This is a genomic window from Mycobacterium sp. C31M, assembly GCF_053345865.1.
The window spans coordinates 42,757-57,361 of sequence record NZ_JBKFAX010000020.1 but is presented as its reverse complement, the minus strand read 5'-3'; the positions used below and the strand labels follow the sequence as shown (position 1 = coordinate 57,361).

Annotated in this window: 15 protein-coding genes; 3 read left to right on the top strand and 12 right to left on the bottom strand. The window is 67.9% G+C overall.

Going from position 1 to position 14,605, the window contains the following annotated elements; all coding sequences use genetic code 11:
• Positions 1–32: 32 nt before the first annotated feature.
• From hpt to dacB, 4 genes are all read right to left on the bottom strand, one after another.
• Positions 33–602, bottom strand: a complete 570-nt coding sequence (gene hpt / locus ACLBYA_RS25965; RefSeq protein ID WP_447712340.1) for a hypoxanthine phosphoribosyltransferase — start codon at positions 600–602, stop codon at positions 33–35.
• 13 nt (positions 603–615) lie between these two features.
• On the bottom strand, positions 616–1,572 hold the full coding sequence (gene tilS / locus ACLBYA_RS25960) for a tRNA lysidine(34) synthetase TilS (protein WP_447712339.1): 957 nt from the start codon (positions 1,570–1,572) through the stop codon (positions 616–618).
• Positions 1,551–2,582, bottom strand: coding sequence for a zinc-dependent metalloprotease (locus ACLBYA_RS25955; RefSeq protein ID WP_447712338.1), 1,032 nt, complete (start codon positions 2,580–2,582; stop codon positions 1,551–1,553). Before ACLBYA_RS25955 ends, tilS begins: the two co-directional genes overlap by 22 nt.
• Positions 2,583–2,653: 71 nt before the next feature.
• On the bottom strand, positions 2,654–4,033 hold the full coding sequence (gene dacB, locus ACLBYA_RS25950) for a D-alanyl-D-alanine carboxypeptidase/D-alanyl-D-alanine endopeptidase (protein ID WP_447712337.1): 1,380 nt from the start codon (positions 4,031–4,033) through the stop codon (positions 2,654–2,656).
• Positions 4,034–4,100: 67 nt separating this feature from the next.
• Between dacB and ACLBYA_RS25945 the strand changes: the two genes are divergently transcribed.
• The 3 genes from ACLBYA_RS25945 to ACLBYA_RS25935 all read left to right on the top strand — a co-directional run bounded on the left by ACLBYA_RS25945 (position 4,101) and on the right by ACLBYA_RS25935 (position 6,389).
• Complete coding sequence (locus ACLBYA_RS25945) at positions 4,101–4,589, top strand: inorganic diphosphatase (RefSeq protein WP_447712336.1); 489 nt, start codon at positions 4,101–4,103, stop codon at positions 4,587–4,589.
• Positions 4,590–4,693: 104 nt separating this feature from the next.
• The gene (locus ACLBYA_RS25940) at positions 4,694–5,209 is read left to right on the top strand and encodes a 2-oxo-4-hydroxy-4-carboxy-5-ureidoimidazoline decarboxylase (RefSeq protein ID WP_447712408.1); all 516 of its coding nucleotides are present in this window, start codon (positions 4,694–4,696) and stop codon (positions 5,207–5,209) included.
• 34 nt (positions 5,210–5,243) lie between these two features.
• On the top strand, positions 5,244–6,389 hold the full coding sequence (locus ACLBYA_RS25935) for a serine hydrolase domain-containing protein (RefSeq protein WP_447712335.1): 1,146 nt from the start codon (positions 5,244–5,246) through the stop codon (positions 6,387–6,389).
• 278 nt (positions 6,390–6,667) lie between these two features.
• Here the strand turns inward: ACLBYA_RS25935 and ACLBYA_RS25930 are convergent, their stop codons facing one another.
• From ACLBYA_RS25930 to ACLBYA_RS25895, 8 genes are all read right to left on the bottom strand, one after another.
• Positions 6,668–7,642, bottom strand: a complete 975-nt coding sequence (locus ACLBYA_RS25930; RefSeq protein WP_447712334.1) for a 2-hydroxyacid dehydrogenase — start codon at positions 7,640–7,642, stop codon at positions 6,668–6,670.
• Positions 7,639–8,988, bottom strand: coding sequence for a glucarate dehydratase (gene gudD / locus ACLBYA_RS25925; protein ID WP_447712333.1), 1,350 nt, complete (start codon positions 8,986–8,988; stop codon positions 7,639–7,641). The genes ACLBYA_RS25930 and gudD overlap by 4 nt, the downstream gene beginning before the upstream one ends.
• 97 nt (positions 8,989–9,085) lie before the next feature.
• The gene (locus ACLBYA_RS25920; protein ID WP_447712332.1) at positions 9,086–9,895 is read right to left on the bottom strand and encodes an IclR family transcriptional regulator; all 810 of its coding nucleotides are present in this window, start codon (positions 9,893–9,895) and stop codon (positions 9,086–9,088) included.
• On the bottom strand, positions 9,892–10,608 hold the full coding sequence (locus tag ACLBYA_RS25915) for a sulfite exporter TauE/SafE family protein (RefSeq protein ID WP_447712331.1): 717 nt from the start codon (positions 10,606–10,608) through the stop codon (positions 9,892–9,894). The genes ACLBYA_RS25920 and ACLBYA_RS25915 overlap by 4 nt, the downstream gene beginning before the upstream one ends.
• A gap of 43 nt (positions 10,609–10,651) precedes the next feature.
• The gene (locus ACLBYA_RS25910) at positions 10,652–11,668 is read right to left on the bottom strand and encodes an ABC transporter ATP-binding protein (RefSeq protein WP_447712330.1); all 1,017 of its coding nucleotides are present in this window, start codon (positions 11,666–11,668) and stop codon (positions 10,652–10,654) included.
• Complete coding sequence (locus ACLBYA_RS25905) at positions 11,661–12,680, bottom strand: ABC transporter ATP-binding protein (RefSeq protein WP_447712329.1); 1,020 nt, start codon at positions 12,678–12,680, stop codon at positions 11,661–11,663. Before ACLBYA_RS25905 ends, ACLBYA_RS25910 begins: the two co-directional genes overlap by 8 nt.
• Positions 12,681–13,661: an ABC transporter permease gene (locus ACLBYA_RS25900; protein WP_447712328.1), complete on the bottom strand. Its 981-nt coding sequence runs from the start codon at positions 13,659–13,661 to the stop codon at positions 12,681–12,683.
• A gap of 10 nt (positions 13,662–13,671) precedes the next feature.
• Positions 13,672–14,601, bottom strand: coding sequence for an ABC transporter permease (locus ACLBYA_RS25895; RefSeq protein WP_447712327.1), 930 nt, complete (start codon positions 14,599–14,601; stop codon positions 13,672–13,674).
• Between the last annotated feature and the right edge of the window lie 4 nt (positions 14,602–14,605).

Genomic DNA, 14,605 nt, shown 5'->3' with positions numbered 1-14,605 from the left:
TACGCGGGTCTCGACAGAGATACGGCAGTCGGCTACGGGCTCTCGTACACCTTCGGCTCCAGCGTCCCGATGTAGGGCAGGTCGCGGTACCGCTCGGCATAGTCCAGCCCGTAACCGACGACGAACTCGTTGGGGATGTCGAAACCGACGTAGGTGACGTCGACATCGGCGCGCACCGCATCCGGCTTACGCAGCAGCGTGCATACCCGCAGCGACCGCGGGTTACGGGTCGCCAGGTTGCGCAGCAGCCAGGACAGCGTCAGGCCGGAATCGATGATGTCCTCGACGATCAGCACATCCCGGTCGTTGATATCGCGGTCGAGGTCCTTGAGGATGCGGACCACGCCGGACGAGGATGTCGAGGATCCATATGAGCTGACCGCCATGAACTCCAGCTGGGTGGGCACCGGGATGGCGCGCGCCAGATCGGTGACGAACATGACCGCACCCTTGAGCACGGTGATCAGCAGCAGGTCCTGATCCCCCGCCTGGTAGTCGGCGGCGATCAGGCCGGCCAGTTCGGCCGTCTTGGCCCTGATCTCGTCCTCGGACAGCAACACCGATTTGATATCGCCCGGATACAGCTCCGCAGTCACGCCCACAGCGTAGCGGGCATCATCGGACCGGTTCGCGGTAGAGCACCAGCATGCCGTCGCGGCGGGCCGCGAACAGCCGTTCCCGGGTCAGCCGACTGGGCACCGCGACACCACCCTGACCGCGCCAATCGGTGATCAGCGCGTCGACCGACCGGATCTGACCGTTGTTCAGATCGTTGGCCCCGCCGATGTGCAGCCAGTCTCGGATCACCCGGCGTCGCAGCGCGGTCGGCAGCGCGGCCAGCGCAGCGGTGGACAGGGTGCCGTCGGCGGGGACAAGCGACCCGGCGGCCGCGTCGAGCGCATCGGTGTCCTCGCGCAGCGCGTCCGCGGTCCGGGCCAGGGCCTCGGCCACGCCGCCGCCCAGAACCTCCTCCAGCAGCGGCAGCACCTCGGTGCGCAACCGGACCCGGGTGAACCTCGGATCGATGTTGTGCGGGTCCTGCCAGGGTGTCAGCCCGAGCGCCGCGCAGGCCGCCACCGTGGTGGTCCGCCGGATGCCCAGCAGCGGCCGGCCCCACGGATCGTCGTAGGCCCGCATCCCCGCGATCGAGCGCGGACCCGACCCGCGACCCAAACCCAGCAGCACGGTCTCGGCCTGATCATCGAGAGTGTGCGCCAACAGCACCGGCGCGCCGGCCCGCGCAGACTGCAACGCGGCATACCGGGCGGCGCGGGCGGCCGCCTCCGGCCCACCGACTTCCCCCACCTGAACCCGAACAACCTGTGCGTCAACACATCCCAGCGCCATCGCCTGGGCACGCGCCGCCTCGGCCACCGCAGCCGACTCGTCCTGCAGCCCGTGATCGACGATCAGGGCCGTAGTGGATCGAAGCGCGGCGGCCACAGCGGTGAGCGCCAACGAATCCGCCCCTCCGGACAACGCCACACACCAGGGGCTGTCACCGGGTAGCTGCGCGTCGGCGAAAGACCCTACCGCGGAACGCAACTGCGCTACAGGACCCGATCGATCCATCGCTGGGGCTCTTCGATCTCCTCGGGACGCGGCAGGGTGTCGGCGTCGGTCCAGATGGCGTTGAAGCGGTCCATGCCGACCCGGGACACCACCTCGTCGACGAACACCTTGCCGCGGGTGTACTGATTGAGCTTGGCGTCGAATCCCAGCAGCGTGCGGATGATCCGTTGCAGCGGCGGCTGTTTGCGTTGTCGGCGTTCGTCGAACCGGCGCCGGATGGTGGCCACCGACGGCACCACGGCGGGGCCGACGGCGTCCATCACATGTTCGGCGTGCCCCTCCAGCAGAGTGCCCAGCACCAACAGACGGTCCAGCGCCTGACGCTGTGGTTCGGCCTGCACGGCACGCAACAGGCCCACCACACCGGCCGAATTCGGCCCGTCTGGCCGGCCGCTGCGCTGGTTGCGCACGAACGCGCTGAGTCGTCCGACGATCTCGCCGACCTGTTCGCCGGTGTCACCGGTCAGCGTCTCCAACGATGACGACATGTGTTCGGCCAGCCAGGGATTGGCCCGGAACTGCACCCGATGGGTGACCTCGTGCAGGCACACCCACAGCCGGAAATCGGCCGGGTTGACCCGCAGCTGACGCTCCACCGCGATCACGTTCGGGTAGACCAGCAACAGCTCACCGCCATTACTGAACGGGTCGTACTGACCCAGGATGCCTCCGGAGATGAAGGCCAGCACCGCGCCGGTCTGCGCGCCGGTCACCTTCGCGGTCACCGCACCGGCCAGACCGTGCTTGCCGTCGTCGGTGCCGCCGGTCATCACCCGCATCGACTCAGTGGCCGCTTGCACCCATTGCGGGCGGTCGACCACCCGGGATTCGGGGACCTCGGCGCCCTCGTTGAGATGGGTGACCTCACGGACCGGCAGCTCGGCGGTGCGGGCCGATTCGGCGAGCTGGGCGATGGCCTGGTCACGGGTGTACTCGGTGGTGGCCGGTCCCGGCCGGGACAGTTTCACGCCGATGTTCGCGGCCACCGCCCAGTCGACAGACGCACCCACGGATCCGATTCCCCGGTCGCTGCGCTCTCCCCCGCAAGCGGGAGGTGCCCCCAGCCCGCCGGATCCGGCGCTCATCCGCCACACCCACAGGACCGCAGCTTGGCGGCCAGCGCGTCCAGCGAGGTCCGGCCGGTGGGCCCGGCATTGTTGGACAGGAAGGCGAAGGTCAGCACGCGCCCGCTGGAATCGGTGACGATGCCGGCCAGGGTGTTGGTCCCCGTCAACGATCCGGTCTTGGCGCGCAACCAGCCGGCCGAGGCCCGACCCTCCTCGGTGTCCAGGTAGCGATTGGACAGCGTGCCGCTGCCGCCGGCGATGGGCAGCAGGTCGACCAGCGGCCGCAACTTGGGCTGATCATCTCCGACGGCGACGGCTACCACCTCGTCCAGGGTAAGCGCGGTCAGCCGGTTGTCCACCGAAAGCCCACTGGAATCAAGCAGTTTGGCGCCGGTGGTGTCGATGTTGGCACCGCGCAGCTGGCTCAACACGGCCTGGGCGGCCCCGTCGAAGCTCTGCGGGCGGTTCAATGCGGCGGCCACCTCACGACCGATGGATTCGGCCATCACATTGTCCGACTCGTACATCATCTGGCGCAGCCGCTCGATCAGCGGCGGGGACTGCACCGACGCAATCTCCTCGGCATCCTGCGCAGAGCCGTTGTTGATGGTCACCGCGGCCGGGTCGACACCCAGTGCCACCGCCAGCGCGCGGCCGGCGTCCAGGGCCGGGGTCCGGGAGCGGCGCGAGTCGTAGGAGACCGGCTGGGTGCGGCCGCCGTCGAGCATCACCGACTCCATCGGCGCGATATCGCCGCCGTCGATGTCCAGCGGATCCCAGCCCACCGCCATCGTCGGCCCGCTGTAGGCGCTCAGATCGACCTGCACGCCGGTGACCCGCACCCCGGACTTCTCCACTTGCTCGGCCAGGTCGCTGATCCGCGCCGCACCCTTGTACCAGGTGGTTTTGCCGGCCGGAAAGGCCGACAGGGTGGGGTCGCCGCCGCCGCGCAGCACCACGATCCCCGGCCGGTCGCCGGTGTGCACCGTGGTGGTGAGCCGCGCATCGCGGTCCAGCGTCAGCAGGGCGGCAGCGGTGGTCAGCGTCTTGTTGGTCGACGCCGGCTGCATGGGAATGTTCACGCCTTGGGACCACAGTTCCTCGCCGGTCACCGCATCGGTGACACGGCCGGTCAGCGCGCCAAGATTGGGATCGGCCAGGGCGGTGGCCAGGGTGGCGGCCAGGCCCTTGACGGTCGGTTCGGTGGTCGCGTCACCCAACGGGTGCACGGCGGGGGCCGCGGTCGCCGCGGCGGGCTGCGCAGGCAGCGCGTTGCGGGCAGCGGTGCGCGAGGACGTCACCACCGCCGCGACACCGACCACGGCGGCGACGAGAACCAGAACCACCAGACCGATCACCAGGTGGGTGGATCGGCGCCATCGACCGGGCCGCATAACGTGCAGCGTATCGCTCGGATAGGTTGGACCCCGCCACGCCAAGCCAGACGAAGGAGCTACGCCGGTGTCGTTCGACGTCGTCATCGAGATCCCCAAGGGGTCCCGCAACAAGTACGAAGTGGACCATGAGACCGGCCGGGTCAAGCTGGACCGCTACCTCTACACCTCCTTCGGCTACCCCGCCGACTACGGCTTCTTCGAGAACACCCTGGGCGAGGATGGCGATCCGCTGGACGCGCTGGTACTGCTGCCCGAGTCGGTGTTCCCCGGCTGCATCGTCGAGGCCCGTCCGGTCGCGATGTTCAAGATGACCGATGAGGCCGGCGGTGACGACAAGCTGCTGTGTGTGCCCGCCGGCGACCCGCGCTGGGACCACATCCAGGATCTCGCCGACGTCCCGCCGTTCGAGCTCGAGGCCATCAAGCACTTCTTCGTGCACTACAAGGACCTGGAGCCGGGCAAGTTCGTGAAGGCCGCCGACTGGGCAGGCCGCGAAGAGGCCGAGGCCGAGCTGCAGCGTTCGATCGAGCGGTTCAAGGCCGAAGGGCACTGATCGGCTCGCCGATCGAAGGTCACTGAACCCCGCGGTGATTTAGCACCGCCGTAACAAGCGGTAACCCGGGTGTGTCCTGACCCTTCCATCCTGGACGGGTGTTGATGCATCAGGGAGTCGGCCTCGAGGTCTTCAATGCCTGGCCGGAACGCAAGGCCGTGCACGCGCTCTACGAGTGCACCAACAGCTACACGCTGGCCCGTGAGCTGGCCCGTGGGCGCGAGTACGACGACCACGACACCCTGTTCCGGCGTCTCGATGCGCTGCTGTTCGCGCTGTCGGAGGCCGATGTCGACCAGATCCTGGACGCCTGCCCAGATATCGGACGGCGCCCGCGCAGCGCGAAGTCGCAGGCCGAGCACTGCTCGGTGTGGGATGACGACCCCGAGCTGATGGCCGAGCTGGGTACGGCCTCGCACAGCTATGCCGACAAATACGGATTTGCGTTCGTGATGTTCGTCGACGGTCACTGCGCCAACGAGGTGCTGGCCGCGGTGGGTGACCGGATGCACCACGATGCCGATATGGAACGCAAGGTCCTGCGCAACGAGCTCGCCAAGATCGGGCGCAGCAGGCTGGAGCGGATGTTGGGCCCCGAGGGCGGCTTCCACAACTGGTAGTTGCGGGGGCCGGTCATCGTTCATGATGACCGGCATGACCGTTGACGGATTCTGCGACTCCCGGTTCGATCAGGTGGCCGACGCGCTCGGCCGGGCCGTTGACGACGGCGAGGAATGCGGCGCCGCCATCGCCATCGATATCGACGGGAAACTGGTCGTCGACATCTGGGGCGGGTATGCCGACGCCGCCGGGACCAGACCGTGGACCGCGGACACCATCGTCAACGTATGGTCCTCGACCAAGAACGTCACCGCGCTGGCCGCACTGATGCTGATCGACCGCGGCCTGATCACCCCCGATACCCCGGTGGCACAGGTCTGGCCCGAGTTCGCCGCCGCGGGTAAGGAGCGCATCGAGTTCCGGCATCTGCTCACCCATTCCAGCGGGCTGTCCGGCTGGGAGCAGCCGGTGACACCGGAGGACATTCTGGACTGGGATCGGTCGACGGCCATGTTGGCGGCGCAGGCACCGTGGTGGGAACCGGGTTCGGCCACCGGCTACCAGGCGTTGACCCACGGGCACCTGATCGGTGAGGTGGTGCGCCGGCTGACCGGCACCACGCTCAAACAGTTTGTGGCCGAGGAGATCGCCGGCCCGCTCGGGGCGGATTTCCAGATCGGCGCACGGCCCGCGGATGAGGATCGGATCGCCGAGATCATCGCTCCGGCAGATCCTTTCGAGGGCATACCGCCGATGGACCAGTGGACCGAGCAGATGCTCAAGACGTTCACCGGGCCTGCCCCCGACCCGCTGATCGCCAACACACCGGGTTGGCGCGCCGCCGATATCGGCGCGGCCAACGGGCACTCCAACGCCCGCGCGCTGGCCAAGCTCCTTTCGGCAATCTCGTTGGGCGGCACGGTCGACGGGGTGAGGCTGCTGTCCCCGGCGACCGTCGAGAGCGTCTTCGACACCCAGATCGAGGGCCCCGATCTGGTGCTCGCAGACCACCAGATCCGGATGGGGCTGGGCTTCGGCCTGCCCAGCCCGGCCATCGGCTACATCCCCGACGGCAAGATCTGCTTCTGGGGCGGCTGGGGTGGGTCCTGGGAGTCGATGAACCCCGAGTCACGCACCACCGTCGCCTATGTGATGAACAAGATGGGCCCGGGCATCGAAGGGTCGGCACGCACCGACCGGTACTTCCGGCTCATCTACGACGCGCTCGGAACCGCGTGACGTCGAGTCACTCGTCCCGCCTCCGCTGAATACAGGTCCGACGGAGCCTGGCCCGTCGGGTTCGCGTTCGGCAGGCGTCACGCCAGATGAACCCCGAAATACAGGTGTCGGGCCCGTACGGCTGAGCTGCTACCGGGGCGATGCCGGCACCCAGGGCCGAGGCGGCCAACGTCACGATGGGCGCAGCCACGGTCACCGCAAATTTGATGGTCATGGTGCTTGGACGCTAGGGTCCGCGCGCCGAAATCGGATCGGGTGTTTCCCTACGATCTGCGTATCTAGGGCCGCACCACGTTATGCAGCGGTTCACCGCGCACCAACCGCCCGATATTGGCCGCGATATCGTCGACCCGGCCTGCGAAGGTGTCGGTGGTGATACCCGAGGAATGCGGCGTCATCAGCAGATTCGGCAGCTCGTGGAACGGCAGGTCGGCCGGCGCCGCGGTGGCACCGCGGCCCGTCGCCTCCGGGTAGCGGTACCAGACGTCGATCGCCGCGGCCCCGAGTCGCCCCGTCAGCAGCGCGTCGTAGAGGGCGTTCTGGTCGACCAGCGGGCCGCGCCCGACGTTGATCAGCACCCCGTCCGGGCCCAGCAGGCTCAACTGATTCCGGCCGATCATCCCGGTGGTGGCCGGGGTCAGCGGTGCCGACACCACGAGCACGTCCGAGGCTGCGGCCAGCTCGTCGAGTCGGGACACGTCACCGGCCCAGTCCAACCCGTGCCCATCGTCGACCCGGCCGGAGCCGGTGACCGCGGCTCCGCGACATCCCAGTGCGCGCAACAGGTTCCACGATTGTTGACCGATATGCCCGAAGCCGACGAAGCCGATCTGCGCCCCGTGCAGGGTGGGCGGCTGGGCGATGGTGTCATCGTAGACCGCGCTGGCCCACACATCGCGGCGCAGCGCACGGTCCTGGGTCAGAAAGCGCCGCCGCAACATGATCGCTGTGGCCAGCACGTACTCGGCGATGGAACGTTCATGATGAAAGGTGTTGGCGACCAGTACATCAGGCCCCAAAGAGTCGAAGGCCACCCGGTCGGTTCCGGCGCCCGCGACATGCACCAGCTGTAATTTCTCGGCCACCGCCGCCATCTCGGGAGTGAATCGGCCCCCGACGTGGACGGCCGCATCCCGCAGCTGCTCGACGGTCCCACCCGGACCGGCCCAGACCACATGCACGCCCGGTGGCAGCGCGGACTCGAAATGTGTGCGGTGCGGCACCAGATTGCGGTCTGCGACGTGTACCTTCATGCGCGTTGCAGGCAGGGTCGCTTGCTGTCGAAGGTCCAGCCAGGGATCAGGTACTGCATGGCGATGGCGTCATCACGGGCGCCCAGACCCTCGGCGAGGTAGAGCTCATGCGCGGCGGCCACCCGGTCCTCGTCCAGTTCCACCCCGAGTCCCGGAGCGGCCGGCACATCGAGGTATCCGTCGACGATCTGATAGGGCGCCTTGGTGATTCGCTGGCCGTCCTGCCATATCCAGTGCGTGTCGATCGCGGTGATGTCCCCCGGCGCGGCCGCGGCGACGTGGGTGAACATGGCCAGTGACACGTCGAAATGATTGTTGGAATGCGACCCCCACGTCAGCCCCCAGGCATCACACAACTGGGCGACACGCACCGACCCGTTCATGGTCCAGAAGTGCGGATCGGCCAACGGGATGTCGACGGCGCCGGCCCGGATGGCATGGCCCATCTCGCGCCAGTCGGTGGCGATCATGTTGGTGGCGGTGGGAAGTCCGGTGGCGCGTTTGAATTCCGACATCACCTCGCGGCCGGAGAATCCGCCCTCCGGACCCACCGGATCCTCGGCATACGCCAGCACGTCGGTCAGGCCCCGGCAGGTCTCGATGGCGTCGGCGAGCAGCCATCCGCCGTTGGGATCCAACGTGATCCGGGCCTCGGGGAACCGCTGTGCCAACGCGGTGACGGCGGCGGCCTCCTCGGCAGCGGGCAGCACCCCACCCTTGAGCTTGAAATCCTGGAAACCGTACCGGGCCTGGGCGGCCTCGGCCAGGCGCACCACACCCTCGGGGGTCATCGCCTCGTCATGGCGGACCCGCAGCCAGTCATCGGCATCGGCGGCCTCATCGGCGGCGCTGCGGTAGGCCAGATCGGTCTTGGTGCGGTCGCCCACGAAGAACAGATATCCCAAGGCCTGCACTCGATCCCGCTGTTGGCCCTCACCCAGCAGAGCGGCGACGGAGACGCCGAGGTGCTGCCCGAGCAGGTCCAGCATGGCCGATTCGACGGCGGTGACGGCGTGCACGGTGACACGCAGGTCGAAGGTCTGTGCACCGCGTCCGCCCGCATCACGGTCGGCGAAGGTGCGGCGGATATCGGCCAGCACGTTGTTGTAGGCGCCGATGCCGCGACCCTCGACCAGGGAACGCGCCTCGGTCAGGGTGCGCTCGATGGCCGCACCGCCGGGCACCTCCCCGACACCGGTGTTGCCGTCGGAGTCGGTGAGGATCACCAGGTTTCGGGTGAAGAACGGAGCGTGCGCACCACTGAGATTCAGCAGCATGCTGTCAAGTCCGGCGATGGGGACGACCCGCATCTCGGTGACGATCGGGGTGCGCTTCAGCGAACTCATACCAGCCAGCCTATAAACGTCGGTTGATGCACGTCCAACACTGTTATCGCATCAATTGATCTACACATTGAATCCTCCACCTGGTCGTACCGCCTGATCAGGCAAACCACTTGTCACCATTGGCGACAGGTCGCAGCACCCGGCTGACCTTGTCCCCGACTGCGCACAAGGCCGCCACGATGCCCCTCTCCCGCTCCTCGGTCAGCCGCGCCAACGGCACCGAGGCACTGATCGCATCCTGGGCCGGGCGGCTGTAGCGCAGCGCCACCGCAAAACACCGGACCCCCTCGGTGTTCTCCTGATCGTCGGTGGCGTATCCGCGGATGCGCGCGGTGTCCAGCGCCTCGGCCAGTTCGGCGTGCGAGGTGAGCGTGTATGGCGTCAAGGCGGTCAGCTCGGCCGGCAGGTGCGCGCGGCGTTCGACACCGGCCCGCTCTGCCAGCAATGCCTTGCCCAGGGCAGTGGCATGGGCCGGCAACCGTCGGCCGACCCGGTTGGTCGCACGCCGGTACTGCCGGGACTCCCTGGAGGCCAGGTAGACGATGTCGGTGCCGTCGAGCCGGCCCAGATGGAACGTCTCGTCCCAGTCGGTCCGCAGATCATCGAGGAACGGCGCGATCATCGGAAGGTACGGGTCGCCGTCGAGATAGCTGGTGCCCACCAGCAGTGCCCGGATGCCGATCCCGTATCGGACCGCGGTCTCGTCCGTGTCGGTCTCCTGCATACGCACCCAACCCTGGGCCATCAGCGTGCGCAGCAGAGCGTGTGCGCTGCTGCGCGGCATGCCCAGTTCCTCACTGATCTCCCGGATCCGAGCGGGCTTGTCCTGGCGTGCGGCAAGGTATTCCAGCAGTTCGACGGTGCGAGCGGCCGATTTGACCCCCGCGCGTGCGGTCGATTCGCTCATAACAGCCCTGTCTGTTGGACGACCAGTACCAGCGCGCCGGCGGTGGAGGCACCGATGGCCGTCCAACGCTGCCGACGTGGTGTGAGAATGCGATTGGCGTACCGGGACAGCACGTATCCCAGCACCGCGGCGGGCACCAGCACCGCGAACATCTGCACGGTGTGCCGGTCGACGGCGCCGGTGACGGCCAGCATGGCGATCGACATCACCGAACCGACCAGGAAGAACCCGGCCATGGTGGCGCGCAGTTGGGCGCCGGTGCTGCGCTGCCAGACCAGTGCCATCGGCGGACCACCGATGGAGGTGGCGGTCCCGAGCACACCCGATGTCGCGCCCGCCAGCACCAGGTTGCGCCGGTGCGGTTCGGGGATCCAGCCCAGGCTGGTGACCACGACCCCGCCCAGCACCACCGCCGCGATCAGGATCGCCAGTGCCCGTTCGGGTATCGCCGCGAGCAGCAGCGCACCGGCCACCGTGCCGGGCACTCGGCCCAGCAGCGCCCAGCCGGTGCCGCCGAGATCGATGGCGGTGCCTTCACGCAGCACCACCAGCAGAGTCAGCAGGGTGGCCAGCATGATCAGCGTGCCGGGCACCAGGCCGGGGTCGACGATCGCGACCACCGGCGCGGCCAGCATGCCCATCCCGAACCCGATGGACGCCTGCAGGCACGATGCCAGCAGGACCGCGGTCACCACGACCGCGAATCCAGGCACCCCGAAACTGTTCACATTTTCCCGTCGCTTCGCTCGCCCAGGGTCATGCGCTGTGCGACAACGCCGATTCCTTGTGCGCCAGCGGATGGTGGCATTCGGCCGAATGCCCGGCGACCACCGGATCGATGGCCAGCGGGGGCCGTTGCTGGGCACAGATCTCGGTGGCATGTGCGCACCGGGTCCGGAACCGGCATCCCGACGGCGGGTTCAGCGGTGAGGGCACCTCGCCCTTGAGCAGGATCCGCTCGCCGCGCGCGGTGTCGTGCAGCTTGGGTGCCGCCGACATCAACGCCGCCGTGTAGTGGTGCTCGGGGCGATCGAAAACCGCACCGGTGGGCCCGTTCTCGATGATCCGGCCCAGGTACATCACCGCCACCCGGTCCGCCACATGACGCACCACCGACAGGTCGTGCGAGATGAACACGTAGGAGATCTTGAGTTCGGCTTGCAGGTCGTTGAGCAGGTTGAGCACCTGGGCCTGTACCGACAGGTCCAGCGCCGAGACCGGCTCGTCGCAGATGATGACCTCGGGATTCAGTGCGAGCGCACGGGCGATGCCGATGCGCTGGCGCTGCCCGCCGGAGAACTCCTGCGGGTACTTGCCGAATGCCTTGGCGCCCAGCCCCACCATGTCGAGCAGGCCACGCACCCGCATATCGCGGTCGGCGCGGGTCTTGTACAGGCCCTTGTGGGTACGCCACGGTTCGGCGATGATCTCGGCGGCCGTCATCCGGGAGTTCAGCGACGCATACGGATCCTGGAACACCATCTGCACGCGGCGACGGAACGTCAGCAGTTCCTTGCCCTTGAGCGCGAACGGATCGATCCCGTCGAAGCTCACGGTTCCGGAGTCTGGCCGCTCGAGCATCATCAGGGTGCGGGCCAAGGTGGACTTACCGCAACCGGATTCGCCGACCAGTCCCAGCGTCTCGCCGCGTCCCAGTTCGAGATTGATCCCGTCCAGGGCGCGCAACTGCTTCCCGCCGGACACCCGGAACGACTTGCTCAGATCGCGGACCGAAAGCACACGGTCGGCGTCCGCCACGGTTGATTCAGGCATGGTTAACCTCCCCGGGGAAGTGGCACGCGGACTTCCGGCGGCTGCCGGTGGTGCTGAGGGTGGGCCGGGTGCTGCGGCAGATATCGGCGACCAGCGGGCAGCGGTCCTGATAGACGCATCCGGCCGGGATGGAATGCAGATCCGGCGGCGAGCCGCCGATGGACTTCAGCTCGGCGCCACGTTCGGCGTCGACCGGGACCGAATCCAGCAGGCCCTTGGTGTAGGGATGCTTGGGGTCACCGAAAACCTCGGATACCGGCCCGGTTTCGACGATGCTGCCGGCGTACATGATGGCGACGCGGTCGGCTTCCTCGGCTACCAGGGCCAGGTCGTGGGTGATCAGCACGACCGCCATGTCGTATTCGGCGCGCAGGCTCTTGAGCAGGGCCATGATCTGCGCCTGCACCGTCACGTCCAGTGCGGTGGTCGGTTCGTCGGCGATCAGCACCTTCGGGTTCAGCGCGACCGCCATGGCGATCAGCAGGCGCTGGCGCATACCGCCGGAGAACTGGTGCGGGTAGGCCTTCATCCGGTCTTCGGGCTGCGGAATTCCCACGCGCGCCATCAGTTCGACGGCCTTGGCCTTGGCTTCCTTGGCCTTCATGCCGTGGTGGATGCGGAACGGCTCGGCCAGCTGCGTGCCGACGGTGTAGAGCGGGTTCAGTGCGGTCAACGCGTCCTGGAACACGATGGCCAGTTCGGGCCCTGCCATCTCGCGGCGCTTCTTGCGGTCCACGGCCAGGATGTCGACATCACCGATGCGCGCCGACCCGTCGGCGACCTGGGCCACCGGTTCCAGCAGCCCGACCAGTGCGGTCGCGGTCATCGACTTGCCGCAGCCGGATTCGCCGAGCAGCGCCAGGGTTTCGCCGCTGCGGGCGGCGAAGCTGACGTGGTCGACGGCCCGGACGGTGCCGTTGATGGTGCGGATGTCGACCGTCAATCCGTCGACCCGCAGGGCGGGATCGGCGTCCACCTGGTCCACCGGCGGATGTTCTGCTACTGCAGTCATTTAGAGGGCCTTTCCGGACTTGGTGAAGCGGGACAGTCGCTTCTGCGGGACGGTGAGGCGCCACCGCTGACCGGGATCGGTCGCGATGCGTGCCCAGGCGGCCAGGATGGTCGCCGAGACGGTGGTGATGACGATGGCCAGGCCGGGCAGGAAGGACAGCCACCAGGCGGTGTGCAGGTAGGTGCGGCCCTGCGAGACCATCAGGCCCCAGCTGACATCCGGGGGCTGGATACCGATACCCAGGAAGCTCAGCGAGCTCTCGGCGAGCATCACGTAGCAGAAGTCCAGGGTGGCCACGGTGAGCAGGGTGGGCAGCACGATCGGCAGCACGTGCCGGGTGATGATCGAGGTACCGCTGGCGCCGAAGGTGCGGGCGGCGTCGACGAACACCCGGCTGGACAGCTCGGCGGATTCGGCGCGGGCGGTGCGCAGATACACCGGGATGCGGGTGATGGCCAGCACCGCAACAATATTCGCTGCGCTGGGCGAGAACACGTAGAGCACGACGACAGCCAGCAGCAGCGACGGGAAGCTCATGATCACGTCGGCGACGCGCATCGCGACGGTCTCGCGCCAGCCGCGGTAGTAGCCGGCCCACATCCCGATGATCGAGCCGATCACCGCGGAGATCACCACCGCCGGGATGGCCACCGACAGGGTGGTCTGGCAGGCCACGATGAGGCGGGCCAGCATGCTGCGGCCCAGCGGGTCGGTGCCCAGGATGTTGGCCCAGCCGTGGGCCAGGGTGAACGGCGGCTGATTCGAGTTGTCCAGGTCGATCTTGGTGGCCAGGTCGCCGACCAGCATCGGGCCGAAGATCGCGGTCAGGATCACCAGGCTCAACACGACGGCCGCGGCGGCGGCGACGCGATCGTTGACCAGGAGCCGGAACCAGACGGAGCCGGCCGATTTCTTCTTGGACACCGGCTCGCCGACGATGGCGGTGGTCGGTTTGACCGGGACGAGATCGATCTGAGTCATGTTGGACTACCTAAACTTTCGCAGGTTCACGGACGCGGGCGTCGAGCAGCGCGTAGCAGGCGTCGATGGCGATGTTGAGGACGAAGATGCTGACCGCGGTGAGCAGTACCGCCGCCTGCAGCACCGCGAAATCGCGTTGCAGGATCGCGTCGATCATGAGCTTGCCGATACCGGGCCAACCGAAGATGGCCTCGACGACCACCGCACCGTTGATCAGGCCGACGGCCAGATCGCCGGCCACGGTGAGGGCGGGGGCCGCGGCGTTACGCAGTGCGTGGTGGGTGACGACCCGCAGATCGCCCGCACCCTTACTGCGCGCCAATCGGACATACGGCGCGGACAGCGCCGACACCATGGCGCCGCGGACCACCTGGGTGAGCACCCCGAGCGGGCGGATCATCAGGGTGGCGATCGGCAGGATCCAGGACAGCATGCCGGCATCGGTACCCGAGGTCGGCAACCAGCCCATCAGCACCGCGAACAGCCAGACACCGGTGATGGCGAACCAGAAGTCCGGGATGGAGGCCGCCGTCATGGACAGCAGGCTGGAGAACCGGTCGGCCAGCGAGTTCGGCCGGTAGGCGGCCCAGCAACCGATCACCACGGCGCCGATGATGGCCAGCAGCATGGTGACGAAGGCCAGTTGCAGGGTGGCCGGGAAGGCCCGCAGGGCCATCTCGGCTGCGGACTCACCGGTGCGCAGCGAGGTGCCGAAGTCCAGGTGGATGACACCCTTGAAATAGTCGATCAGCTGGGTGATCAGCGGATCGTTGAACCCGTTGGCCTCGGCGAACGCGGCGCGCTGTTCGGGGGTCGCCGACTCGGGCAGGTACAGGTTGGTGGGGTCACCGGTGAGCCGGGCGAGCAGGAAGACACCCAGCAGCACGATCACCAGAGGGATGGTGCTGGTGTACATCCGGCGTCGGAGAAAGGGAAACATGGGC